Raw genomic sequence first — 23,331 nt, forward strand, 5'->3', positions numbered from 1 at the left:
GTCAGTGACATACAGCAGTCAGCCGATCAGGGGGTGTGCGCCCCCGCGTTCACGCGGTCGCCTCCCCGACGGGCAGCGCCTCGGCCCGGTCCAGGACGTGATGGCGGCCGATCGGGAGCATCAGGGGCCGGCCCGACACGGGGTCCTCGATGATGCGGCTGTCGAGGTCGAACACCGCCCGTACGGTCTGCTCCGTCAGCACCTCGGCCGGGGTGCCGGACGCGTGGAGGCCGCCGTCGGCCAGGGCGATCAGATGGTCCGCGTAGCGGGCGGCGAGGTTGAGGTCGTGCAGGACCATCACGATGGTGGTACCGCGCGAGCGGTTCAGGTCGGTCAGGAGGTCCAGGACCTCGATCTGGTGGCTGGCGTCGAGGAAGGTGGTCGGCTCGTCGAGCAGCAGCAGGTCGGTCTGCTGGGCGAGGGCCATCGCGATCCACACGCGCTGGCGCTGGCCGCCGGAGAGCTCGTCCACCGCGCGCTCGGCGAGCGGCTCGGTGTGGGTGGCCTCCAGCGCGGCGGCGACGGCGGCGTCGTCCTTCTCGTTCCAGCGGGAGAAGACGGACTGGTGGGGGTGGCGGCCGCGGCCGACGAGGTCGGAGACGGTGATGCCCTCGGGCGCGACGGGCGACTGCGGCAGCAGGCCGAGGGTGCGGGCCAGCTCCTTGGCGGGCAGCCGGTGCACCTCCTTGCCGTCCAGGACGACCCGGCCGGCCCGGGGGGCGAGCAGCCGGGACATGGAACGCAGCAGCGTCGACTTCCCGCAGGCGTTGGCGCCGACGATCACGGTGATCCGGCCGGGCGGTACGGCCAGGTCGAGGGAGTCGACGACGGTGCGGTCGCCGTAGCCGAGGGTGAGTCCTTCGGCGGTCAGTCGGTGGTGCGTGGTCATAGCGAGCCTCCCGCCCGGTTGGTGCGGATGATCAGGTAGACGAGGTAGGGGGCTCCGAGCACGCCGGTGACGACGCCGACCGGGTAGCGCTCGCCGAAGGCGAACTGGCCGGTGAAGTCGGCGACGAGGACGAGCAGCGAGCCGACGAGTCCGGCGGGCACCAGCAGGGAGCCGCCCGCTCCGGTGATCCGGGCCGCGATGGGGCCGGAGAGGAACGCCACGAACGCGATGGGGCCGGCCGCGGCGGTCGCGAAGGCGATCAGCCCGACGGCGGCGACGATCACCGTGATCCGGGTGCGCTCCACGCGTACGCCGAGGGCGGAGGCGGTGTCGTCGCCGAGCTGGAGCGCGGAGAGGTTACGGGCCTGGCCCAGCAGCAGCGGGGTGAGGACGGCCGCCGCGAGGAGCGCGGGGAGGACCTGGTCCCAGGTGGCCCCGTTGAGGCTGCCGGTCAGCCAGCGCATCGCCTCCTGGAGGTCCCACTCGGCGGCCCGGGACAGGACGTAGGAGGTGATGCTGTCGAGCATGGCGGAGATCCCGATGCCGATCAGGATGAGCCGGGTGCCGACGACACCGCCCTTGAACGCGAGGGAGTACACCAGCAGGGCCACCCCGAGGCCGGCGGCGATGGCGAGGACGGAGACCTGGAACTCGCCGAGCGACAGGGTGACGATGGCGATGGCCGCGGCGGCGCTCGCACCGGAGCTGATGCCGATGATGTCGGGGCTGGCGAGCGGGTTGCGGAGCATCGTCTGGAAGGTGACCCCGGCCAGGCCGAAGCTGAATCCGGCCACCAGGGCGAGGACCGCGCGGGGCAGCCGCAGCCGGCCCACCGTGAACGACGCGCCCGGTACCTGCTCCCCGAGGATCACCCGGAACACGTCGCCGGGCGGGTAGAAGGTCCGGCCCGCCATGAGCGTCACGGCGAACGCGGCGAGGACGAGGACCATCAGCGCCAGGACGACCCGGCGGCGGCGCGAGGCGCCGCGCACGCGGCGGCGGGTGGCGGCCTCGACGGACGACGGCCGCCGGGTGAGAACAGGGGCGCTCACAGGGCACGTACCTTCTGTCGGCGGACGATGTAGATGAAGAAGGGGGCGCCGATCAGGGCGGTCACGATGCCGACGTCGATCTCCGAGGGGCGTGCCACGATCCGGCCGACGATGTCGGCGGCGGTGAGCAGGACCGCGCCGAGCACGGCCGAGAGCGGCAGGAGCCAGCGGTGGTCGACGCCCACGATGAGCCGGCAGGTGTGCGGGACCACGAGGCCGACGAAGCCGATCGGCCCGGCGACGGCGGTGGCCGCGCCGCAGAGCAGTACGGCGCCGAGGGCGGCCACGGCGCGCGCCACGGCGACCCGTTCACCGAGTCCTGCCGCCAACTCGTCGCCCAGGGCCAGAGAGTTGAGGGCGCGGGCCGAGAGCAGGCAGACGGCGAAGCCGACCGCGAGGAACGGCATGACCTGGCCGATGCGTTCGAAGGACGCGCCGCCGACACCGCCGATCTGCCAGAGCTTGAAGCTTCCGGCGATGTCGTTGCGCGGCAGGATGACCGCGCTGACGAGCGAGGCGAAGGCGGCCGATGTGGCGGCCCCGGCGAGGGCCAGCTTCAGGGGCGTGGCCCCTCCCCTGCCGAGCGTACCGACGGTGTGGACGAACAGGGCGGACAGGGTCGCGCCCACGATGGCGGCCCAGATGTATCCGGTCGGCGAGGTGAGCCCGAAGAACGCGACCGCCGTGACGACGGCGAGCGAGGCGCCCATGTTGACCCCGAGGATGCCCGGGTCGGCCAGCGGGTTACGGGTCACGCCCTGCATCACGCCGCCGGCGAGGCCGAGTGCGGCGCCGATGACGACGGCGAGGACGGTACGGGGGATCCGCTTCGTCGCCGCCGCCCGTCCCAGGGTGTCGTCCGCCCCGCCGAGCGCCGCGACGACGTCGGACCAGGGGACGTCGCGCGAGCCGAGGGCCACGGACGCGACCATGACCGCGGCCAGGGCGAGTACGGAGAGCAGGACCCACAGCAGGCGCACGCCCGCCGGGCGCCTGGTGACGACGTCCGGCGGGGTACGGGTGTCGGGCTCGGTCACTTGACCTTGTCCGCGGCCTCGGCGAGCGCGGCGGCGTAGTCGTCCAGCACGTAGCTGATCGACAGCGGCGTCGGGTTCGCGGCGGTGGCCAGCGGGCTGGTGCCGGGCAGCAGGTAGACGGAACCGCGCTCGACGGCGGGGATCTTCGAGAGCAGCGGGTCCTTGGTGACCGTCTTCAGCAGCTCGCCGGTGTCGTCGCCGTAACCGGTGATGATGTCGACGTCGTCGAACGCGTCGACCTGCTCGGCGCTCTTGGTGAGGGCGAACTTCTTCGTGCCCTCGGATGCCTTCGCGATGGAGCCGGGGATCTTCATCCCGAGGTCCTGGAAGAACTGCGTGCGGGTGTCGTGGGCGGTGTAGAAGCCGACCTGGCTGACATCGTTGGGGTCGACGTGCGTCATGAACATCGCCGACTTGCCCTTGAGCTGCGGGTACTTGGCGGCGGTCTTCGCTATGTCACCGTCGAGCTTCTTGATCAGCTTCTCGCCCTCGTCGGCCAGCCCGATCGCCTCGCTGTTCGTCCGGACGATCTCGCGCCACGGGGTCGCCCAGGCGGCTTCCGGGTAGGCGACGACGGGGGCGATCTCGCTGAGGGTCTCGTAGTCCTTCTTGGTGAGACCCGAGTACGCGGCCAGGATGACGTCCGGCTTCGTGTCCGCCACGGCCTCGAAGTCGATGCCGTCGGCCTCGTCGAAGAGCACCGGCGTCTTCGCCTTCAGCTCGTCGAGCTTCTCCTCGACCCAGGGCAGCACGCCGTCGTCGTTGTCGTCGCCGAAGGTGGCCGCGGCCATGCCGACGGGCACGACGCCGAGCGCGAGCGGCACTTCGTGGTTGGCCCAGTTGACGGTCGCGACGCGCTTCGGCTTCGCCGGGATGGTGGTCGTGCCCAGGGCGTGCTCGACGGTCAGGGGGAAGCCGCCGGAACGGCTTTCGTCGTCCTTGTTCCCGGCGTTCCCGGCGTCGGTGGTCCCGCCGCAGGCGGAGACGCCGACGAGGGCGGCCGCCACGACGAGCAGGCGGAGGCGGTGTGAAGACATGGGTGTGTACCCGGCTTTCCGGATGTCGGGGTGCCGCTTCTCGCACATTCGGGCATGCGCGGCCGTCATGGATCGGTGCGCGGCCTGTGCGTCATCGGCTTAGGTAAGGCTTGCCTTCGCACCTTATGAGAATCGCCCCCGCTGTCGCAATCAACCGTTTGAGACATGCCCTGTAGCGATACGGACAGCTCGATCCGGCGATCACTCCGGCCGGAAGGCTCCCGGGGTGAGGCCCGTCGTACGCCGGAAGGCGGCGCCGAACGCGCTCGCCGAGCGGTAGCCGACCTGTTCGGCCACCGCCTCCACGTCCCATCCCCGGGTCAGCAGGCCGATGGCGTGCTGGGCGCGGACCGCGGCCACCCAGCGCACGAAGCTCGTGCCCGTCTCGGCGGTGAACGCCCGGGCGATCGTGCGGGCGCTGACACCGAGGGCGGACGCCCAGTCCGCCAGCGTCCGCCGGTCGGCCGGGTCCTCGCGCACCGCGTCGGCGATCGGGCGCAGCAGTCCGGAGACCGGGATCCGGACGAGCAGCTCGCGGGGCGAGGGAACGAGGACGTCGAGCACCAGCGCCTCGGTCGCGGTGCGCGAGGCGGCCGGGAGGCCGGGGTCGCCGAGCCGTTCCAGCAGCAGGCGCAACAGCGGGGTGATCTCGACGGCGACGGGCGTGGCGGAGATCGACGCGGTGGTGCGGAAGCCGAAGAAGCTCGCCCGGAACCAGGTTCCGGCGGTCGCCGATCCGGTGTGCAGGGTCCCCGCGGGCATCCACAGGCCCAGGGTCGGGGTGATCGTCCAGATCCGGCTGCCGACCACCGCCGTGGAGGCGCCGCGCTCGTTCCAGAGCAGCTCGTGGAAGGGGTGGGAGTGCGCGTCCCAGAGGGTGTCGTGGGTGACGACCTCGTCGTAGCCCGCGATGACGAAGGAGGTGTCCACCGAACCGGGAGCGAACGCGGGCAGCGTCCGGGTCTCCCTGGTCATGGACGGTGGACCTGTCTCGTACGGGGGCCGCTCGCGGCGGACGGGGCGCGCATCCGTCCAGACTAGAGGCCGGGGGTTCCGGTTCCGGCTCCGGCTCCGGCCCCGGTTCCGGCTCCGGCTCCGGCTCCGGGCAACGCGCCCGCTTGCCCCGCTTGCTCGCGAGGTCAGCAGGTCAGCCGCTCAGCAGGTCGGGGTTGCCGGCCAGCGCGGCCAGCCGGCCCTGCGGGTCCGGGACGAGCCGGCGTTCGGACAGGTCCAGGATGCCGGCGACTCCGGTGGGCTGCGGGGAGTGGATCAGGGGGCCGCCCGGGGCGGCAACCGGTTGTCCGCGGCGCGCAGGTGCGGGAAGCGCCATTCGCTGCGGCTGCGCAGGGTCTCGCCGGGGCGCAGCACGGTGGTGGGGTGGCCGGGGCGGTTGGGCGAGTCCGGCAGGTGCTGGGTCTCCAGGCAGAGCGAGCCGTGGCGCCGGTGGCGGCGCCCGGTGCCGTCGGTGAACGCGCCGTCGAGCTGGTTGGCGGTGTAGACCTGGAGGCCGGGTTCGGTGGTCCAGAGTTCCAGGGTCCGCCGGTCGCCGGGGGCGGTGAGGCGGGCTGCCCGGCGCAGGGTCCCGGGGGCGGTGGGGCGCAGGACCCAGCAGTGGTCGAAGCCGCCGGCCCGCCGCAGTTGGGCGTGCGTGTGGTCGAGGCGTTCGCCGATGCGCCGTGGGGTGGTCAGGTCGAAGGGGGTTCCGGTCACCGGGGCGGGCGGGCCTTCGGGGATGGAGCCGGGGTCGACGGGGAGGTAGGTGTCGGCGTCGACCTGGAGGGTGTGGCCGAGGATGTCGTCGTCGCCGAGGTTGAGGTAGGCGTGGTTGGTGAGGTTGACGACGGTGGGCCGGTCGGTGGTGGCCGTGTAGGCGACGGCGAGGGTCCCGGTGGTGTCCAGGGTGTAGGTGGCGGTGACGTCGAGCGCTCCGGGGAAGCCCATGTCGCCGTCGGGGCTGTGCAGGGTGAGCCGGAGGACGGCGGCGGTGTCCGTACGGTCCCCGGTGGCCTCCCAGACCTTGGTGTGGAAACCGTCGGGGCCTCCGTGGAGGGCATGCCCCCGGTCGTTGGCGGGGATGTGGTGCGTGGCCCCGTCGAGGGTGAAGCGGCCGTGGGCGATGCGGTTGGCGTACCGGCCGACGATGGCCCCGAAGTAGGGGTTCTTGTCGGTGTAGTCGTCGAGCGCGGGCAGTGAGCGGACGACCGGGCCGGGCTCGCCCGCGGTGTCCGGCACGGTGAGGCTGTGCAGGACACCGCCGTAGGTGAGGACCTCGGCCCGGACGCCGGTGCCGGAGTCGAGGGTCCAGAGGTCGATCTCGCTCTGCCCGTGGGCGCGGCCGAACGGTTTGCGGTGCACGGTGGGCATGAGGAGTTCCTTGGGGATGCGGGAGGGGGCCTCGCCGGGGGCCGCCGCCCAACCGCCGCCTTTCGGGGCGCGGTTGGGCGGCAGCCCCAGGGACCGTTAGCGAGGCGGTCCGGAGGCCTCGTGGGGCGTGGTGGATTCGCGGACGACGAGCCGGTAGCCGGGGCGGGGCCGCCGGGGTTCGGCGACGGGGGTTCCCGCGAGGCGTTCGACGAGGCTGTCGACGGCGAGCCGGGCGATGGCCGCCTTGTCCGGCGCGATGGTGGTGAGGGTGGTGGCCCCGTACCGGCTCTCCTCGATGTCGTCGAAGCCGACGACGGCGATGTCGTCCGGGATGGCGAGGCCGCGTTCGGTGATGGTGCGCATGGCTCCGGTCGCGATCATGTCGTTGTACGCGAACACGGCGTCGGGCCGCTCGCCCCGGTCGAGGAGGGAGGCCATGGCGGCGGCCCCGTCCTCACGGCCGTAGCCGTCGGTGACGACGACCAGGGATTCGTCCGGTTCGATGCCGGATGCGGTCAGCTCCTCGCGCCAGCCGCGCAGCCGGAGGTGGGCGGGCTGGCGCTCCTGGCCGGTACGGGAGCCGAGGAAGGCGATCCTGCGGTGGCCGAGGGCGACGAGGTGGGCGACGGCCTCACGGGCGGCGGCCACGTTGTCGATGGCGATGTGGTCGTAGGGAGCCTCGTACTCGCGCTCGCCGAGCAGCACCAGCGGCGCGGTCTCGGCGCGGGCCATCAGGTCCTCGGTCTCCAGGTGGATGGGGCTGAGGATGAGGCCGTCGATGACATGGGAGCGGAATCCCTGGCAGACCAGCAACTCCTTCTCCCGCAGGCCCGCCGTGTGGTCGACCAGGACGGTGTAGTCGTGCCGGGCCGCCGCGTCGACGACCTCGCCGGCCAGCTCCGCGAAGTACGGGTTGCCGAATTCGGGGACGGCGAGGGCGATGATGCCGGTGCGGCCCTTGCGGAGATGGCGGGCGGTGAGGTTCGGCCGGTAGCCGAGCTCGTCGATCGCCTGCTGCACCTTGGCCCGCATCTTCGGGGTCACGTGCTGATAGTTGTTGACCACGTTCGACACGGTCTTGATGGACACGCCCGCCCGTTGAGCCACGTCCTTGAGGCTGACGCCCACGGCACTCCTTGTTGCTTGGTTCGACTCGGACCGATCCGTACGGTTCAGGTGGATCTCCGGCTGCGCGCGAGGTAACGCTGCGCCACCACGACAACGATAAGGAAGCCGCCGCTGACCACCGACTGGTACGAGGAGTTGAGAGAGCCGATCTGGTTGATGAGGTTCTGGATCACCGCGAGCAGCAGCACGCCCCAGAGTGTGCCGCTGATCGATCCCGCGCCACCGATGAGGAGGGTGCCGCCGATGACGACGGCGGAGATCGCGTCGAGCTCCATGCCGACGCCGACGATGGTGACGCCGGAGGAGAGGCGGGCGGCGTTGAGCGCTCCGGCGAGCCCGGCGAGCAGTCCGCTGAGGGTGTAGACGAGGATCTTCGTCCGGGCGACCGGCAGGCCCATCAGGGTGGCCGCGTCGCTGCTGCCGCCGACGGCGAACAGCGTCTGGCCGAACGAGGTCCGCTGGAGCAGGAGTCCGCCCGCTCCGAAGAGCGCCAGGGCGACGAGGATCGGGTGTCCGAACCCCCAGACGCTGCCCTGGCCGAGCTCGGCGAAGGCGGAGTCCTTGGGCACCAGGTAGGTGGTGGCGCCCTCGTCGGTGAAGGCGAGGAGCATGCCGCGCGCGGCGAGGAGGGTGGCGAGCGTGACGATGAAGGGCGCCATGTTCCCGCGGGCGATGAGCAGGCCGTTGACCAGTCCGATCGCGCCGCAGACCACCAGGGGTACGAGCAGGGCGGCGAAGAAGCCCCACTGGGAGGCCCAGGCGGCCAGCACGCCGCCGAGGGCGAAGACGGAGCCGACGGAGAGGTCGATGCCGCCGGTGATGATGACCAGCGTCATCCCGAGGGCGACGATCGCGAGGAACGAGGCCTGGACGGTGACGCCCCGGGCGTTGTCGAGGCTGGCGAACGTCGGGTAGACGAACGAGGACACGAGGATCACGGTCAGCAGGACCGCGAGGACGCCCTGGCCCTGGAGGAGTTCGGCGATACGGGATCCGGTGGAGCGCCCGGGGCGGGGTTCGGGGCGCGAGGGGGCGCTCTTGAGGGGCGCCGGGGCCTCGGGCGCGGGCACGGTGGCCGGTGGGGTGTGGTTCATCGGGACCTACGCTCCCGGGCTACGTAGACGGCGGCGATGATGATGGCCGCCTGGGCGATCTGTGCGGTGGAGTCGGGCAGGTCGTGCTTGACGAGGGTCGCGCGCAGCAGCTGCATGAGCAGGGCGCCCGCGACGGTGCCGAGCACCCGGATGGAGCCGCCGTTCAGCGGGGTGCCGCCGACGACGACGGCCGTGATGGCGGAGAGCTCCATGAGGGTGCCGAGCGAGGAGGGGTCGCTGGCGGTGAGCCGGGCGGTCGCGAGGATGCCGGCGAGGGCGGCCATCACCCCGCACAGGATGTAGACGCCGATCAGGACGCGCTTGACGGGCAGGCCGGACAGCGCGGCGGCCGAGCGGTTGCCGCCGATGGCGACGATCTGGCGGCCGAAGGTGGTGCGCTGCACCAGGAACGCGACGGCGAGCGCGAGGACGCCCGCGATGAGGACGACCGTCGGGATGCCGAGGAAGGAGCCGGTGCCGAGGGCGAGGATGTCCGGGTTGACGATCTGCTTGAGCTGACCGTCCGCCATGACGAGGGCGAGCCCCCGGCCGCCGACGAACAGGGCGAGCGTGGCGACGATGGGTTGCAGCCCGACGAGCGAGACGAGCGTTCCGTTGACCGCGCCGACCACCGCCCCGGCGAGCAGGGCGATCAGGAGCGCGGGGACCAGCCCGTAACCGAGGTAGAGCGGCAGCAGGGCGGCGGCGAGCGCCATGGTGGAGCCGACGGAGAGGTCGATGCCCTCGGTGCCGATGACCAGGGCCATGCCGAGCGCGACGATCACGATGGGCGCGACCTGGACGAGCTGGGTGCGCAGGTTGTCGGCCGTCATGAAGTGCTCGGTGAACAGCGCGTTGAACAGCAGCACGACGGCGACGGCCGCGTACACCCCGTACTCCTGGTACCAGGCGGGGTCGCGCAGCCGGGCCAGTGGCTTCGCGGCGGGGCGTGGCAGGGTGGCCTGGGTGGTCATCGGGGGTCCTCCTGGGCGGCCGGGGCCTTCCCACCGGTGTCGGGCGTGTGGTCGGTCGGCGCGGTCTCCGGCGTGTGGTCGGCGAGCACCGCGAGGAGGCGGCTCTCGTCCACCTCGTCGCCGGCGAGCTCACCGGCGACCGCGCCGCCGCGCAGGACGACGATGCGGTCGGCACCCTCGATCAGCTCCTCGATGTCGGAGGAGATCAGCAGTACGGCGAGTCCCTCGCGGGCGAGTTCGTCGATGAGGGACTGCACCTCGGCCTTGGCGCCCACGTCGATGCCCCGGGTGGGCTCGTCGAGCAGCAGCACCTTGGGTTCCAGGCAGAGCCAGCGGGCGAGCAGCACCTTCTGCTGGTTGCCGCCGGAGAGTTCGCCGACCTTCTGCTCGGGGCTGGAGGCCTTGATCCGCAGCCGTTTCATGAAGACGTCGACGACGCGGTCCTGTCGGGCGCGGGAGACGATGCCGCCCCTGGAGAGCCGGGGCATGGCGGCGAGGACGATGTTCTCGCGGACGGAGAGGCCGGGGATGATGCCCTCGGCCTTGCGGTCCTCGGGGAGCATGCTGATCCCCGCGCGGATCGCGGCGGCCGGGGTGGGGCGTCCGACGCGCTTGCCGTCGACGGTGATCTCCCCGGCGTCCAGGGGCAGTGCGCCGGTCAGCGCTTTCGCGGTCTCGCTGCGGCCGGAGCCCAGCAGTCCACCGAGTCCCAGCACCTCACCGGCGTACAACTCCACCGAGATGTCGTGCAGTTGGTGACGACGGTCGAGGCCGGTCGCGGTGAGGACGGGTGCGCGGGCCGGGTCGTGCCCTTCGGTAGCGAAACCGGTGAGGCCGTCGCGCCGGACTTCGGACATGTCGCGGCCGAGCATCATCGACACCAGTCGCATGCGGTCCAGCGGGGCCAGTTCGCCGGTGTGGATGTGCCGGCCGTCGCGCAGGACGGTGACCCGGTCGCAGATGCGGTAGAGCTCGTCCATGCGGTGGCTGACGTAGAGGACGGCGATGCCCTGGCCGCGCAGGTTCTCGATGACCCTGAAGAGGGTCTCGACCTCGCGGGGCTCCAGCGACGAGGTGGGTTCGTCCATGATGACGACCTGGGCCCGTACGGAGACGGCGCGGGCGAGCGCCACCATCTGCTGGGTGCCGATGCCCAGGGTGTGCAGGGGCCGCTTGGGGTCGACGCGGACGCCGAAGCCGTCGAGGAGTTCGGTGGTCTCGCGGTTCATCCGGGCGAAGTCGATGAGCCCGAAGCGGTTCTTCGGTTCCCGGCCCAGGAAGATGTTGCGCGCCACGCTCATCAGCGGGACCAGGTTCACCTCCTGGTAGATGGTGGAGATCCCGGCCTGCTGCGCCTCGAACGGGCGGGCGAAGCGGACCGGTTCGCCTCTCACGCACACCTCGCCCTCGTCGCTCCGGTAGACGCCGGTGAGCACCTTGATGAGGGTGGACTTGCCGGCCCCGTTCTCGCCGACGAGCGCGTGGACCTCGCCCGCGCGCAGGGCGAAGGAGACGTCGTCCAGGGCGACGACGCCCGGGAAGCGCTTGCTCACCGAGCGGGCTTCGAGAACGGGTTCCGCCACGGCGGCGGCTCCGGCCCCGGGGAGCTCCGGGCGCTGGGGTGTCGCTGGGGTTGGTGCCATGAATCCTGGCCTTCCGGTGTTACGGGAGTGGGGCCGGGCCGCCGGCCGCCCCGGGGTGCCCGGGCGTCGCGGCGGCCGGCCGGCCGACGGGGTCAGTAGGCTCCGCCGAGCGATTCCTTCGCGTTGGCCTCGTCGTACGCGCGGTCGGTGATGATCACGTTCTCGGGGATCTCCTCACCGGCGTAGAACTTCTGCGCGGTGGCGAAGGCGAGCGGGCCGAAGCGCGGGTTGGACTCGATGACGGCGTTGTATTCGCCGTTGACGAGGGCCTGGACGGCGTTGCGGGTGCCGTCGACGGAGACGATCTTGACGTCCTTGCCGGGCTTCTTGCCGGCCGCCTTCAGCGCGGTGACCGCTCCGAGGCCCATCTCGTCGTTCTCGGCGTAGACGGCGGTGATGTCGGGCTTGGACTGGATGAGCTGCTCCATGACCTGCTGGCCCTTGTCGCGGGCGAACTCGCCGGTCTGCTGGGCGACGATCTCCAGGCCGGGGGCCTCGGCCTTCACCTGGTCGACGAAGCCCTTGGTGCGGTCGGTGGTGACGTTGTTGCCGGAGGCGCCGAGCAGGATGGCGACCTTGCCCTTGCCTCCCGTGACCTTGATCATCGCGTCGGCGGCGCGCTTGCCCTGCTCGACGAAGTCGGAGCCGAGGAAGGCGACGTAGTCCTCGCAGGCGGTGGAGTTGACCTTGCGGTCGATGGTGAGGACGGGGACCTTCTTGGCGGCCGCCGCCTTCAACGCGGGCTCCAGCCCGTCGGAGTTGAGCGGGGCGACGATGAGGAACTGGGCCCCCTGGGACAGCATGTCCTGGATGTCGCTGATCTGCTTGGACAGCTGGGACTGGGCGTTGGTGGTGAGGAGCTTCTTGACGCCGACCTTCTTCGCCTCGTCCTTGATGGACTGGGTCTCGGCGATCCGGAACGGGTTGGCCTCCTTCTCCGACTGGGAGAAGCCGACCACGGCGTCCTTCAGGTCCAGTTTCGGCGCGCCGTAGGTCTCCAGCTTGCAGCCCGGACCGGACGAGGAGTCAGGGGTCTTGGCCTCCTGCACCCCCTGGGCACTGTCGCCGCCCGCGCTGGTGGAGGTCTCCGACTTGGCGCAGCCGGCGGCGGCCAGCGTGGTGGCGGCGAGGACGCAGGCCACGGCGAGAGTACGGGATCGACGCTGGATCATCATGCGCGGAACGCTCCTTGGCGGTTGACGGCACGCTGATCGGCGTGCGGTCGGGGCATGCGGGACGAGGCATCAGCAGCTCTGCGGCTGATGCCACTGCATTCCTCACACCCCTGCTCCGTACTGCGGGAACAGTGGTCGTGAGAGCCTGCGCGGCCTGTCGGCGGCTCGGTTTACAACGTTATATATGCGGCGCGGCACGGGCGGCAAGGGTGATGTCGACGCGTTTCCAAAATGTGTCGGCAGACCGCCGGAGCTCGTCCGCGGTCAACAGCCCGCTCTCCGGCGAAGGCCCTGCGCGAGGTCTGGACGTCGGCCCCGGCAACGCCGCGCCGAGCGCCACCCGGGGTGCCGGGCTGGGCGGGCTGGGCGGGCTCTGCTCGTCGGGCTCTGCTCGTCGGGCTCTGCTCGTCGGGCTCTGCTCGGCGGGCTCTGCTCGTCGGGCTGCACGGAGATCACGGACGTCGAGACCGCGGCGAACGGACTGCCGACCCACGACCGCCAGGTGGCCAAGGCCGACACCGCCCGGGTCGAGGCCGCCGCCCAGGCCCTGCTCCGGGCGTCCCGGAGGCAGTCCAGTCTCCTTCGCCGAGGACACCGCCTGGGCGGCGGGAGCGCCCCGGACCCCATGATTCCCGGGGACCGATGACGATGAGCGGGGGAACGACCGGCCGGCCCGGTCGCGACGGAGAGGGTCTTCCGTCGCGGCCGGGCCGGCTGTGTGCGGGGGGAGATGCGCGGTGGGGTCAGAACCGGTCAGGGGCGCGGTCCGGGAGCGGGGACCCGGGGAGCACGCCCTCCTGCTGGTTCTGCCGCGCCTTGGCGTTCGACTCGGCCGTTGCCTCGCAGGTCAGGTCCTTCGCCGGGAGCTTGCCGGTGAGCAGATAGCGGTTGACCGCGCCGTCGGTGCACGCGTTGCCGCTGGGGTAGACGCCGTGGCCCTCGCCGCCGAGGACGGTGACCATCTTCGACCCCCTCAGCTGCCGGCGCAGGGCCTGACCGCTGGGAAGCGGCGTCTGCGAGTCCCACTCGTTCTGGACGACCAGGGATCCGGCCTTGTTGTTCACCTCGGTCGCCCGCTCCGCGGACCGGTCCCAGAAGGCGCAGGGCTTGACGCTGGACGCGAAGTCTCCGAAGAGCGGGTAGCGCGCCCTGTCCGCGATGGCGTCCCGCCGGTAGCTCTCGGGGTTGCGGGACCAGGCGGCCGAGTTGTCACCGCACACCACGGACCAGAAGCTCGCGAACACGTTGTCGGCCGGCGTCTCGACCGCCGCGCCCGCCGTTCCGCGCTCCTCGGATCCGGTGAACGCCTTGAGCTGTTCGGATCGGGTGAACGCCTTGAGCTTCTCCGTCGCGGCGGGCTTGCCGTCTGCCGCCTTCTTCAGCTCCACGAACGCCTCGGTGGCGGACAGCGGGCTGAAGACCGCCCCCCGCATTCCGCTGCGGATGTCGTCGCCGGTGACCAGTTGCCCGTCCAGGTCGATGGGCTCCTCGCCGGCCTGCGCGACCAGGTCCCAGAAGGTCCCCTCGACCTTCTTCGGGGTCTCGCCGAGGCCGTACCGCTCCGAACGCTCGGCGGCCCACTCGGTCCACCGGTCGAACGCGGGCTCGGCGCCCTCCGCCCACCACTGGATCATCCCCCGCCAGGCGCGTTCCGGGTCGACCGCGCTGTCCAGTACGAACCGGTCGGCGCGTCGCGGGAAGAGCTGGGTGTAGACGGCCCCGAGGTAGGTGCCGTACGAGTAACCCACGTAGCTGATCTTCTTCTCGCCGAGGACCGCCCGGAGCAGGTCCATGTCGCGTGCGGTGTTGCGCGTGGTGATGTGCGGGAGCACGTCGCCCGCCTTCTCCTCGCACTTGTCCGCGACCGTCCGCGCCCAGGCGACGTCGTCGTCGAACGTCTCCTCCTTGTACGGCCTCAGCCAGTCCTGCTCCTCCGGCTCCAGGCCGCAGGAGACCGGGCTGCTCCGTCCCACACCGCGCGGGTCGAAGCCGACGAGGTCGTACTTCTGCCGCGCGGACGCGGGGAGCGACTCGGCCATCGACAGCGGCATGTACAGGCCCTCGCCGCCCGGGCCGCCGGGGTTGGAGAGCAGGACACCGTGGCGCTTGCCGGGTGCGGTGGTCTTGATCCGGGATATGGCCAGGTCGATCCGTTCGCCCCCGGGAGCCCGGTAGTCCAGTGGGACCTTGATCGTGGCGCACTGGAACTCCGCGGGAGCGGCGGCCTCGCACCGCTTCCAGCGCGGCTTCTGCTTCGCGTAGCGGTCCAGCGCGCCCTTGCCGGCGTACGAGGACGCGCTCGACGGGACGGACGCCGACACGGAGGCGGCCGGAGCGGCGGCGGCCGTGGAGGTGACCAGCGCGGGGGAGAGCGTTGCTGTGACGCTTACCGCTAACAGGGGCACGAGACGTCGTCTGCTGCGCACGATATCGATCCTTCCGGTCAGATGTTCGGACAGGAAGGATCATCCAGGAAGGGGCCGGGCGTACGGATCCCCCACCGGGCTGCCACTCGTCTCCACCTTGGGAGTGACGCAACCGGACGGGGTGGTCCGCGAGTTGGAGAAGCCGAGGACAGGACGGAGGCCCGCTCCCCCGCGCCGGGCGGTCCGGCGCGGGGGAGGCGGACCTGGGTCCGTGTCCCGTTACGGCTTCTGACGGCCGTGGAGCGCGGACACCTCCTCGGCGGTCAGGGCCTTGTCGTACACCGCGACCTGATCGACGGAGCCGTTCCAGAAGTCGACCCGGGCACCGTCGTACTGGGCACGCCCGACGGAGAGCGGGCCGGTGCTCACCTCGGCCGGCCCGGCCTCCGTGGTGGCGGCGGGCTTCCCGTCCACGTACAGCGTGATCGTGTCGCCCCTGCGGACCCCGACCAGGTGGTACCACTTACCGGTCTCCGGGGTGATCTCCTGGCGGGCACGCTTGCCGCCCGGGGTGGAGAAGGCGAACGCGCCCTGCCCGTACTGGAGATAGAAGGGGTTCTCGGTGCGTCGGCCGTCCTGGCTGACGACGGTGGCGTAGTTGCCCGGCACGGCGTCCAGCGAGGCCCACGCGGAGACCGTGTAGTCCTTCGTGGTGTCCACGACCGGTCCGGCGCTCTGCGCGTACTGCCCCTCGCCGTCGAACTTCAGCGCCGAGCCCGCGACGCCCGGGGTCCAGGACGTGCCGCCCTCCAGGGCGAGATGGGCCTTGTTGGGGCCGCTGTCGCGGGCGGTGGCGCCCTTGTTCTCGTCGAGCGACCAGGAGCCACCGCCCTTCAGCTCGTCGCGCTCACCGGCGTTCGCCCCGGCGGCGATCACCTGCCGGTTGATCTCCCGCACCTTCTTCGGGTCGACCTTGATCTCGCGCCGGTCGTACGTCCACAGACCGTTCAGCTCGTTCTCCAGATCGCTGACCTGGGTGTAGACGGAGCCGGACAGCTCGGCGCCGGCGGCGGCGAGGTAGTACGTACGAGTGTTGTCGACGTACTTGGCGGTCAGGGCGTCCTTGTCCGCGACCCCGCTGTAGATGTTGGCAGGCGCACCGGGCCACATGTGTCCCGGAGTCCGGAGCGTGAAGCCGCCGTGCTCGCCATCCATCGCGGCGCGACGGTCGTCCGGGAAGGCCGGGTCGTTGTTCACGTAGTCGTGATGGTCGATGATCTCGCCCTTGCCGGAATCACCCTTGGAGGCGCAGCAGTTGACGCCACTGTGCGCGTTGACCACGCGGGACGGGTCGAGCGCCTTGACGTCCTCGGCGATCTTGCCGGTCTCGGTGCGGTCCCACTCGCCCCAGCCCTCGTTGAAGACAATCCAGCCGCTGATCGAGGGGTAGTTGTGGAACTGCTTCATCATCTCCTTCCCCTGGGTGAGGAAGGCGTTCCTGCCCGCGTCGTTGTCGATGTCGGCGTTGACGAAGTCCTGCCACACGAGCAGCCCGAGCCGGTCGGCGTGGTAGTACCAGCGCGGCGACTCCACCTTGATGTGCTTGCGTACGGCGTTGAAGCCGAGGTCCTTCTGGGCCTTCAGGTCGAAGGTGAGGGCGGCGTCGCTGGGCTGGGTGTACAGCCCGTCGGGCCAGAAGCCCTGGTCGAGCATGGCGAGGGAGAAGAAGGGCTTCCCGTTGAGAACGAGCTTCTGGTAGCCGCCCACCTTGTCGATCTTCAGCTGGCGCATTCCGAAGTAGCTCTCGACCCTGTCCTTGGAGCGGCCGTCGGCGAGGGAGACGTCGAGGTCGTACAGGTAGGGATCGTCCGGCGACCAGAGGTGCTGGTTCTTGACCGGCAGGCTCAGCTTGCGGTTGGCCGGTCCGGTGACCGTACCGACGACCTTGCCCTTGCGGTCGCGGGCGACGGCGGTGATCCGGGCGTCGGCGGAGGCCTTGGCGGAGTTGACGGTGACCGCGAGGCGGCCGGCGTCGATGTCCGGTGTGGTGGTCAGGGAGTCGATGGCGGCGGGCGCGACCGGCTCCATCCACACGGTCTGCCAGATGCCGGAGGTCGGGGTGTAGACGATGCCGCCGGGGTTGGTGGACTGCTTGCCCTTGGGCTGGTTCGGGCCGGTCCTGTCGGTGACCGCGACGACGATCTCCTGGGGGCCGCCGCCTCGCAGCGCGTCGGTGATGTCGGCGGTGAACCCGGTGTAGCCGCCGGTGTGCTCGGCGACCTTGGTGCCGTTGACCCAGACGGTGGACTGGTAGTCGACGGCGTCGAAGTTGAGCTTCAGCCGCTGGGCCGCGCCCTTGTTCCCCTTGCCGACCGACCAGTTCTTCGGCACGGTGACGAGCTTCCGGTAGAACATGTGGTCCTCGTCGCGCTCCAGGCCGGAGAGCTGCGATTCGACCGGGAACGGCACGATGATCTTCTCGTCGAGTTTCTTGCCGAAGACCGGCTGCTCGCCCTCGGCCGCCCCGGCGAACTCCCAGGGACCGTTGAGGTTCTTCCACTGGTCGCGGACCTGTTGCGGCCGTGGGTACTCGGGCAGCGGGTGATTCCTGTCCAGCCTGTCGCCCCAGGGGGTGGTGAGGCGGTGCGTGGAGAGGTTCTTGGCGGTGCGGCCGATCTCCGGGACGGTTTCGGAGCCCGACTTCAGGCCGCCCCGGCCGTCGTAGACGACCTTGACGCGCTGGTCCTTCTGGACCGGTGCGGCGAGATCGATGACCAGCGCCCTCGGGTCGTCCGAGGCCCGGTTCACCGACTTCACCGGCATCGGCGAGGTGTCGACCTCGATCTTGAGGTGCTCCTTCACCTTCCGGTAGTCCGAGACGCGGTCCCTGAAGGTGGCCTGGAGGCGCTTGCCGTTCTCCGCGACGCTCAGGGCGACCGGGTAGACCTCGAAGTCGGCGGGCGGGGTGAACGCCGACTCGGGCACGATCTGCTTCTCCAGGGTGTCGCTCCCCCAGCGCAGGAACATGCTGGCACCGCCGACGTCCTGGAACATCTCCAGCTTGAAGTCGTGCTTCTCACCGGCCTTCAGGGCGATCGGAGCGCTGTGCTGCTCCTTGTCCCAGTCCGGCTGCCAGTGGTCGATGACAACGTTGCCGTCGAGGAAGAGCCGGAAGCCGTTGTCGCCGATGGCGGAGAAGGTGTACTCCCCGGTCTCGGGGGCTTCCAGCTGTCCCGTCCAACGGGCCGTCGTGTGCTCGGTCTTGCCGGTAGCCGACTCGAACGTCCCGGTGAGACCAGGGAAGTTGATCTCGGGGTCGAGGGAGGTGGCGCCGAGTTCGGCGAAGTCACGGGCGCCCGGGGCGGACATGCTGAAGTACTCGCCCTTCAGCCCATGGACATCGGTGACCGGATCCTCGGCCGTGAAGGCCTTGGCGGCGGCTTCGGCCGGTGCGGCCGGTGCGGCGGCCGCCGTCGGGACCAGAGTGGCACCGACCGGTACGAGCAGCGCCGCAGCGCAGGTCAGGGCCCTGAACAGGGCGCGGGGGCGCGGGTGTTGTCGTCTCAAGGCGTCATCCTCGTCGAAGAGCCGGGGGTACCTCGAACCAGCGAGGCACTGCACATAGTCGAACATTGAGCCACAACACCAAACACTGCACAACGGTCGTGCACGCAGAATTTTCAACGATAGAAAACCTGGCCCGAGCCCTCTGGGTGACGACCTCCGGCCGACCGGGGTAGCGGACGGCCGACCGGGGTAGCGGACGGGCGGTCAGGGTGGCCGGCGGGCGGGCAGCGGCCGGGATCGGAGACCCCGCCACGGAGCACGGCCCGCCGGCGCCACCGGGATCCGGCCGGCCTCATCGGCGATGGAACCCCCGGGTTTGACGCCCGCGACCTCGGGAAGGCGCGGAGCGGAGGGGGGCAACACCCATGTCGGGACTCGCGTTGACTTGCGCGCGGGCGGCCGCCTGGGCGGGCGGGCTGATGTGCGTCGCACTCGGCGGCCTGCTGATGGTGATCGCCACGATGATCGCGTTCGGGATCGGACTCGACGAAAAGACCGCGCCGGACCGCGAGGCCGACGCGGTGGTGACCGATTTCGTGCGGATCCGGTCCGGCGGAGGGCCGATCGGCAGCCGGTCCGCTCCCCGGGTGACCTACGAAGTCGAGGGCATCCGCTACACATCCCGGCTGCGCGGCACACCGAAGGGGCGCACGCTGCGCGTGGGCGATGCCCTTCGTATCGCGCACCGGGGCGACGAGCCCGGCCGCCCCTTCCCCCGGCACTACGCCGAGATGAGCCCTCCAGGTGTCGCCGACCGAATCCTGCCGGTCGGCCTGTGCGTGTTCTTCGGCGCGGTCCCTCTCATCTTCGCCTGGCTGCTGATCTCGTTCGCCCGGAAGAGCGAGGAGCCCCGCCCCGCCTGACGGGGACGGAATGCCACGGCCATCAAGGGCGGTACGTGAGCGATGACGTTCCCTGACAGCCGACGTCCATGAAATGCCGTTTCGGGGGTACCCGCACTCCAGCCAGAACGCTCACGCGACGGGGTGGAAACCATGAACGACCGCATTCTGATGACGTTTTCACCGGACGGTGAGACCCGTACCGACTTCGTCTGCCGGCCGGAGAAGGCCGCCGACGCGCGGGACGCGGTCAGCACCTTCGTGGCACGGCTGCACCCCGCACCGACCTCGCACACGGTGCAGAACCTCCTGATCCTCGTGAGCGAACTGGTCACCAACGCCTTCCAGCACGCGGGGGCCGTCACCGCGCTGTGGCTGACCGCGGACCGCGAGGTTGTCCAGGTCCGGGTCACCGACCCGAGCCCGGCGCACCCGCAGGACCGGACGCCCGACCTGACCGGCCTGACCGGCGGATTCGGCTGGCCGATGGTCCAGCGGCTGGCCCAGGAGGTACGGGTCCGCGAGACGGCGGGCGGCGGGAAGGTCATCCTCGCCACCGTGCCGCGCTGAGCCCTTCGGCCTCCAGGAGGACGGCGAGGCGACCGCCTACCAGGCGATGCTCCAGGCGGGTACGGCGGTGCTCTGGACGACCGGAGCGTGCCCGGGTGTGCGGGGCCTGCGGGAAATCGCTGCCGCCGTCCGTCGCCTGTAGCCCGTCGTCGCCCGTCGCCCGTCGCCCGTCGCCCGGGAGGAAACTCCGCGGCGGACGGGCGAGGTCCGGCCCGGGTGACCGGGCTCCGATATGGCCGTGGTGGAGCCGTCGAAGAAGCCGCTGAAGGAGTGCGTGACGGTATCGCCCCGGAGAACGGCGACGGGTTCGAGCGGCCGGCCGGCGACACCGGCGAAGGCGACCAGCAGACCGATCCCCCGAAGGACGCGTCCGCTTCCCCTTCCTGTCCGCGCCGGATCCGACTGCCCACGCCCCTCGTCGTCGTGACTCACAGTCGGGCCCGCAGCCTCCCGGGCCCGTTTCCCCGGATCCGGTGGCGGCCGACCCAGCAGGAAGCCCCCGCGTTCAGCTGGAGAGGTCGGGGTCCGCGCGGCGCGGATCGGCGCCGCGGGCCCGGTCCCGGCCCACGGCGTCGGGGCTGCTCTCCGACGGAGGGTTCTTCGCCTGTGTACCGGTGCGCACTCCGGCGGCCGACGCCGCCGAGTGGAGGGAACGCAGGGCGACCAGCAGGAAGCCGATGTCGTCGAGGTAGACGGGGTCGGGCAGCAGGTCCACCGGTGACACAGTGTAGATGACGGCCGCCCAGACAAGCGCCTTGCTGCGCAGCGGGATTCCGGCGTCGACCAGCAGCTTCCTGGCCTTGAAGACGCGCACCAGAAGGACGATGGCCGCGGCCATCATGATCAGTGCGGCCACGGCGCCGAGAACGAGCCAAGCGGTGGTGTCCATGGCTCATCGTGTACCCATTCGCACGCGGATGACGAACCCGTGGCGACGGTGCCGGCGTTCCGGACCGGGGAATTGCCGGGTGCGGGTCAGGCCGTGCCGCGCCCCCGAGCCTCCGCCCGTCGGCGGCTGCGGCGCTTCAGAGCACGCCGCTCATCCTCGGAGAGGCCTCCCCAGATGCCTGAGTCCTGCTTGTTCTCCAGGGCCCACTCCAGGCAGGCTGCCTGTACCGGGCAGGTCCGGCAGACGGCTTTGGCCTCCTTGGTCTGGACGAGGGCGGGGCCCGTGCTCCCGATGGGGAAGAACAGGTCCGGGTCCTCCTCGCGACAGGCGGCGTGCAGGCGCCAGTTCTCCATGCTGCTCAACTCCGCTCACTCCCGATGTCGATACCTCGTAGGTCGCTTGCCGTACGTGTCTTCCGTGCGGGTGACCGACGATCGGCTCCTCAAACATCACCGGTGTTCGGCAGGTCGGCGCTGGAACGACGAGGCCGCGAGATCGTCTCCCCCGTGCAGTACGGAGGTGCGGACGAGGGGCTCGTTCAGGACGATGTCGCGGCACAGGGAATCGAACGTCGACGAGGGGCCACGGCCCGGGGCCGCGGTTGGCTTCCCGACACCCGACACGGAAGTCCGGTCCAGCTCGTGCCCCGGCGGACGACACGGACGGTCGCCCGGGGCGTGGCGACGCGCGGCGGCCGTCACGCGTGCGGGCGGTGCAGGGCGAGGAGCGCCTGGTCGTCCTGGATCCGGCCGCCGGTGTGATGCCCCACGTCCTCGATCAGCAGGTGGAGGATCTGCGCCGGGGTGGCCGGGTCGCCGATCAGCGCGCGGTGGTGGAAGAGGAAGGGCAGCCGGACGGACGGGTCGTAGAAGACCCCGGACTCGTCGCGGGCCTCGGTGACCCCGTCCGTGTAGCAGATGAGGGTGGCGCCGGGCGGGAACGGGAACGTGTCGACCGGGCACTCCCATGTCCCCAGGGCGCTCATGCCGAGCGGGGGCGCCTCCTCGGAGGGCCCGAGGACGGTGGCCCGGCCCTCGGCGTCCAGCAGCACCGGCGGCGGATGCCCCCGGTTGGCCACGCGTACGGCGCCGAGGTCCTCGGCGAACTCGGCGATCAGCGCGGTGGTGAACCCCTCGTCCCGTTCCTGGCCGCCGCGTCGGCCGCCCTCGCGCAGGAGGGCGCGTTCCAGCGCGGTCACGAGGGCGGGCAGGTCCTCCGCCTCGTCCGCCGCGTACCGGAAGGCCCCCAGGTCCGCGCCGACCGCGCTGACCGCGCCCAGCCCCTTGCCGCGGACGTCCCCGACCATCACGCGCACCCCGTGCGGGGTGTCCTGGACGACGTAGAGGTCGCCGCCGATCATGGCCTCGTTCTCGGCGGGCACGTACCGGGCGGCGATCCTGAGCTCGCCGATGCGCGAGGGGGGCCTGGGCAGGACGGCGCTCTGGGCCACGGCGGCGATATGGCGGGCGCGGCGGGTCCGGGCGTCCTGGCCCTCCAGGGCACGGTGGATGAGTACGGCCAGCACGGTTACGGCCAGAAGGGTGAGCTGGTTGGCGACGCCCCGCTGCCAGCCGAAGGTGCCGTCGTACTTCGCGAGGGCCGCGTGGACAGCCATCGAGAGGACGCCGATCGCGACGATGCCGGGCAGGGTCAGCAGCGGTGCGGCGGCGACGGGAGCCGCGATCAGCAGGGGCGCGGATGTGACCCCCGCGGGGGTCACCAGGTCCAGCACGACGGCCAGCACCACGACCCCCAGCGGGATCCACTTGGCCCTGCGCAGCTGCACCACTCCCCCACGCTCCACGGCGCCGGGGTCCGCCGCATCCCGGGCGGCGGCCGGCCATGCCGGGCCGGAGGCCGGGTCAGTCCGGCAGCGGGGCCCCGGGGCCGGGTGCGGCGGCGCACGCGGCGTCCAGCCGGATGCGGTGGGCCATCACGGCCTCGGGATCGTCGATGACGTCGACCCGGACCCCCGGGGTCTCCAGCACCGCCTGGTCCCCGATCTCGGGTGTGGGCACCCGGAGGATGTGCAGGGGCGGCATACCGGTCAAGGGGTGCGGCGGGTGATCCATGGGCACCACCTGGATGGTGACGTGCCGCTCCTTCATCGCCTCGGTCAGCGCTGCCCGCTGTCCGTCCATGGTCTCCCGGTCGCCGACCCGCGTGTGGAGGGCCGCTGCGGGGAAGAGGGCCCACAGGTCGGCCCCGCGCTCGCGCATGCGGCGCCGACGCTCCCGCAGCAGCTCGACGCGGCGTTCCCGGCGGGCGGGGGTGTCCTCGGGGTGCTGCGTGCGCAGGAGCGCGGCGGCGTACGCGGGGGTGCGCAGCAGTTCGGGCACCAGCGCCGGGTGCCAGGTCCGCACGAGGCTCGCCGAGGATTCCACTCCGATGACGTCCTGCTGCCAGCCCTCCATCGCGTCCCGCCACCCGTGCCACCAGCCGGGCAGGTTCGCGGCTCCGAGCCCGGCCATGATGGGCTCGGCCGCGGCGGGCGGAACGCCGTAGCAGCGCAGCAGCTCGCCGACCTGCCGGGCGTCGAGTCCGGTCTCGGCGCGTTCGATGCGCCGGACGGTGGCGGGGTGGGCGTCCAGCGCCTCGGCCGCGGCCCGCAGACTGATTCCCGCGCGTTCCCGCAGCATGCGGAGGCGGACCGCGAGGACGCGGTGCTCCACGGTGGGACCGGATCGGGCCCGCATGCGCCTGC

Annotated in this window: 19 protein-coding genes; 2 read left to right on the forward strand and 17 right to left on the reverse strand. The window is 71.4% G+C overall.

The window, feature by feature from the left end; translation table 11 throughout:
* Nucleotides 1-49: 49 nt before the first annotated feature.
* The 13 genes from PSQ21_RS01310 to PSQ21_RS01375 all read right to left on the reverse strand — a co-directional run bounded on the left by PSQ21_RS01310 (nucleotide 50) and on the right by PSQ21_RS01375 (nucleotide 18,392).
* Nucleotides 50-889: an ABC transporter ATP-binding protein gene (locus PSQ21_RS01310; protein ID WP_274028534.1), complete on the reverse strand. Its 840-nt coding sequence runs from the start codon at nucleotides 887-889 to the stop codon at nucleotides 50-52.
* Entirely contained in the window at nucleotides 886-1,941 is a 1,056-nt protein-coding gene (locus PSQ21_RS01315; RefSeq protein ID WP_274028535.1) for a FecCD family ABC transporter permease, read from the reverse strand. The genes PSQ21_RS01310 and PSQ21_RS01315 overlap by 4 nt, the downstream gene beginning before the upstream one ends.
* Nucleotides 1,938-2,978: a FecCD family ABC transporter permease gene (locus tag PSQ21_RS01320; protein WP_274028536.1), complete on the reverse strand. Its 1,041-nt coding sequence runs from the start codon at nucleotides 2,976-2,978 to the stop codon at nucleotides 1,938-1,940. Before PSQ21_RS01320 ends, PSQ21_RS01315 begins: the two co-directional genes overlap by 4 nt.
* Nucleotides 2,975-4,015 (reverse strand): iron-siderophore ABC transporter substrate-binding protein, encoded by a 1,041-nt coding sequence (locus PSQ21_RS01325; RefSeq protein WP_274028537.1) that lies wholly within the window; start codon nucleotides 4,013-4,015, stop codon nucleotides 2,975-2,977. Before PSQ21_RS01325 ends, PSQ21_RS01320 begins: the two co-directional genes overlap by 4 nt.
* 201 nt (nucleotides 4,016-4,216) lie before the next feature.
* Entirely contained in the window at nucleotides 4,217-4,990 is a 774-nt protein-coding gene (locus tag PSQ21_RS01330) for a helix-turn-helix transcriptional regulator (protein ID WP_274028538.1), read from the reverse strand.
* 294 nt (nucleotides 4,991-5,284) lie between these two features.
* The gene (locus PSQ21_RS01335) at nucleotides 5,285-6,379 is read right to left on the reverse strand and encodes an aldose epimerase family protein (RefSeq protein WP_274028539.1); all 1,095 of its coding nucleotides are present in this window, start codon (nucleotides 6,377-6,379) and stop codon (nucleotides 5,285-5,287) included.
* A 96-nt stretch (nucleotides 6,380-6,475) separates the two neighbouring features.
* Complete coding sequence (locus PSQ21_RS01340) at nucleotides 6,476-7,507, reverse strand: LacI family DNA-binding transcriptional regulator (RefSeq protein ID WP_274028540.1); 1,032 nt, start codon at nucleotides 7,505-7,507, stop codon at nucleotides 6,476-6,478.
* Nucleotides 7,508-7,551: 44 nt separating this feature from the next.
* Nucleotides 7,552-8,601, reverse strand: a complete 1,050-nt coding sequence (locus PSQ21_RS01345; RefSeq protein ID WP_274028541.1) for an ABC transporter permease — start codon at nucleotides 8,599-8,601, stop codon at nucleotides 7,552-7,554.
* Nucleotides 8,598-9,575, reverse strand: coding sequence for an ABC transporter permease (locus PSQ21_RS01350; RefSeq protein ID WP_274028542.1), 978 nt, complete (start codon nucleotides 9,573-9,575; stop codon nucleotides 8,598-8,600). Before PSQ21_RS01350 ends, PSQ21_RS01345 begins: the two co-directional genes overlap by 4 nt.
* Nucleotides 9,572-11,218, reverse strand: coding sequence for a sugar ABC transporter ATP-binding protein (locus tag PSQ21_RS01355; protein ID WP_274028543.1), 1,647 nt, complete (start codon nucleotides 11,216-11,218; stop codon nucleotides 9,572-9,574). Before PSQ21_RS01355 ends, PSQ21_RS01350 begins: the two co-directional genes overlap by 4 nt.
* A gap of 92 nt (nucleotides 11,219-11,310) precedes the next feature.
* The gene (locus tag PSQ21_RS01360) at nucleotides 11,311-12,393 is read right to left on the reverse strand and encodes an ABC transporter substrate-binding protein (protein WP_274028544.1); all 1,083 of its coding nucleotides are present in this window, start codon (nucleotides 12,391-12,393) and stop codon (nucleotides 11,311-11,313) included.
* Nucleotides 12,394-13,136: 743 nt separating this feature from the next.
* Nucleotides 13,137-14,798, reverse strand: a complete 1,662-nt coding sequence (locus PSQ21_RS01370) for an alpha/beta hydrolase (protein ID WP_274028545.1) — start codon at nucleotides 14,796-14,798, stop codon at nucleotides 13,137-13,139.
* A 240-nt stretch (nucleotides 14,799-15,038) separates the two neighbouring features.
* On the reverse strand, nucleotides 15,039-18,392 hold the full coding sequence (locus PSQ21_RS01375) for a LamG-like jellyroll fold domain-containing protein (RefSeq protein WP_274028546.1): 3,354 nt from the start codon (nucleotides 18,390-18,392) through the stop codon (nucleotides 15,039-15,041).
* A 299-nt stretch (nucleotides 18,393-18,691) separates the two neighbouring features.
* Between PSQ21_RS01375 and PSQ21_RS01380 the strand changes: the two genes are divergently transcribed.
* Nucleotides 18,692-19,189, forward strand: coding sequence for a hypothetical protein (locus tag PSQ21_RS01380; protein ID WP_274028547.1), 498 nt, complete (start codon nucleotides 18,692-18,694; stop codon nucleotides 19,187-19,189).
* A 132-nt stretch (nucleotides 19,190-19,321) separates the two neighbouring features.
* Complete coding sequence (locus PSQ21_RS01385) at nucleotides 19,322-19,738, forward strand: ATP-binding protein (RefSeq protein WP_274028548.1); 417 nt, start codon at nucleotides 19,322-19,324, stop codon at nucleotides 19,736-19,738.
* A gap of 505 nt (nucleotides 19,739-20,243) precedes the next feature.
* On the opposite strand, the gene PSQ21_RS01390 is transcribed toward PSQ21_RS01385, so the two are convergent.
* The 4 genes from PSQ21_RS01390 to PSQ21_RS01405 form a co-directional block, all read right to left on the reverse strand.
* The gene (locus PSQ21_RS01390; protein ID WP_274028549.1) at nucleotides 20,244-20,627 is read right to left on the reverse strand and encodes a YkvA family protein; all 384 of its coding nucleotides are present in this window, start codon (nucleotides 20,625-20,627) and stop codon (nucleotides 20,244-20,246) included.
* An 86-nt stretch (nucleotides 20,628-20,713) separates the two neighbouring features.
* Nucleotides 20,714-20,980: a WhiB family transcriptional regulator gene (locus PSQ21_RS01395; protein WP_274028550.1), complete on the reverse strand. Its 267-nt coding sequence runs from the start codon at nucleotides 20,978-20,980 to the stop codon at nucleotides 20,714-20,716.
* Between the two features lie 344 nt (nucleotides 20,981-21,324).
* Nucleotides 21,325-22,416 carry a PP2C family protein-serine/threonine phosphatase gene (locus PSQ21_RS01400; protein WP_274035602.1) on the reverse strand — a complete coding sequence of 364 codons (1,092 nt, stop codon included), beginning with the start codon at nucleotides 22,414-22,416 and terminating at the stop codon, nucleotides 21,325-21,327.
* Between the two features lie 73 nt (nucleotides 22,417-22,489).
* Nucleotides 22,490-23,323, reverse strand: a complete 834-nt coding sequence (locus PSQ21_RS01405) for a Scr1 family TA system antitoxin-like transcriptional regulator (protein WP_274028551.1) — start codon at nucleotides 23,321-23,323, stop codon at nucleotides 22,490-22,492.
* Nucleotides 23,324-23,331: the final 8 nt, after the last annotated feature.

Source organism: Streptomyces sp. MMBL 11-1 (genome assembly GCF_028622875.1).
Classification (GTDB): Bacteria; Actinomycetota; Actinomycetes; order Streptomycetales; family Streptomycetaceae; genus Streptomyces.

Excerpts from the sequence above, each read along its gene's own strand:
- PSQ21_RS01380 (WP_274028547.1), top strand. The coding sequence starts at position 18,692 with ATGTCGGGACTCGCGTTGACTTGCGCGCGGGCGGCCGCCTGGGCGGGC.
- PSQ21_RS01350 (WP_274028542.1), bottom strand. The coding sequence starts at position 9,575 with ATGACCACCCAGGCCACCCTGCCACGCCCCGCCGCGAAGCCACTGGCC.
- PSQ21_RS01345 (WP_274028541.1), bottom strand. The coding sequence starts at position 8,601 with ATGAACCACACCCCACCGGCCACCGTGCCCGCGCCCGAGGCCCCGGCG.
- PSQ21_RS01385 (WP_274028548.1), top strand. The coding sequence starts at position 19,322 with ATGAACGACCGCATTCTGATGACGTTTTCACCGGACGGTGAGACCCGT.
- PSQ21_RS01325 (WP_274028537.1), bottom strand. The coding sequence starts at position 4,015 with ATGTCTTCACACCGCCTCCGCCTGCTCGTCGTGGCGGCCGCCCTCGTC.
- PSQ21_RS01375 (WP_274028546.1), bottom strand. The coding sequence starts at position 18,392 with ATGTTCGACTATGTGCAGTGCCTCGCTGGTTCGAGGTACCCCCGGCTC.
- PSQ21_RS01335 (WP_274028539.1), bottom strand. The coding sequence starts at position 6,379 with ATGCCCACCGTGCACCGCAAACCGTTCGGCCGCGCCCACGGGCAGAGC.
- PSQ21_RS01390 (WP_274028549.1), bottom strand. The coding sequence starts at position 20,627 with ATGGACACCACCGCTTGGCTCGTTCTCGGCGCCGTGGCCGCACTGATC.
- PSQ21_RS01355 (WP_274028543.1), bottom strand. The coding sequence starts at position 11,218 with ATGGCACCAACCCCAGCGACACCCCAGCGCCCGGAGCTCCCCGGGGCC.
- PSQ21_RS01330 (WP_274028538.1), bottom strand. The coding sequence starts at position 4,990 with ATGACCAGGGAGACCCGGACGCTGCCCGCGTTCGCTCCCGGTTCGGTG.
- PSQ21_RS01395 (WP_274028550.1), bottom strand. The coding sequence starts at position 20,980 with ATGGAGAACTGGCGCCTGCACGCCGCCTGTCGCGAGGAGGACCCGGAC.
- PSQ21_RS01405 (WP_274028551.1), bottom strand. The coding sequence starts at position 23,323 with ATGCGGGCCCGATCCGGTCCCACCGTGGAGCACCGCGTCCTCGCGGTC.
- PSQ21_RS01360 (WP_274028544.1), bottom strand. The coding sequence starts at position 12,393 with ATGATGATCCAGCGTCGATCCCGTACTCTCGCCGTGGCCTGCGTCCTC.
- PSQ21_RS01310 (WP_274028534.1), bottom strand. The coding sequence starts at position 889 with ATGACCACGCACCACCGACTGACCGCCGAAGGACTCACCCTCGGCTAC.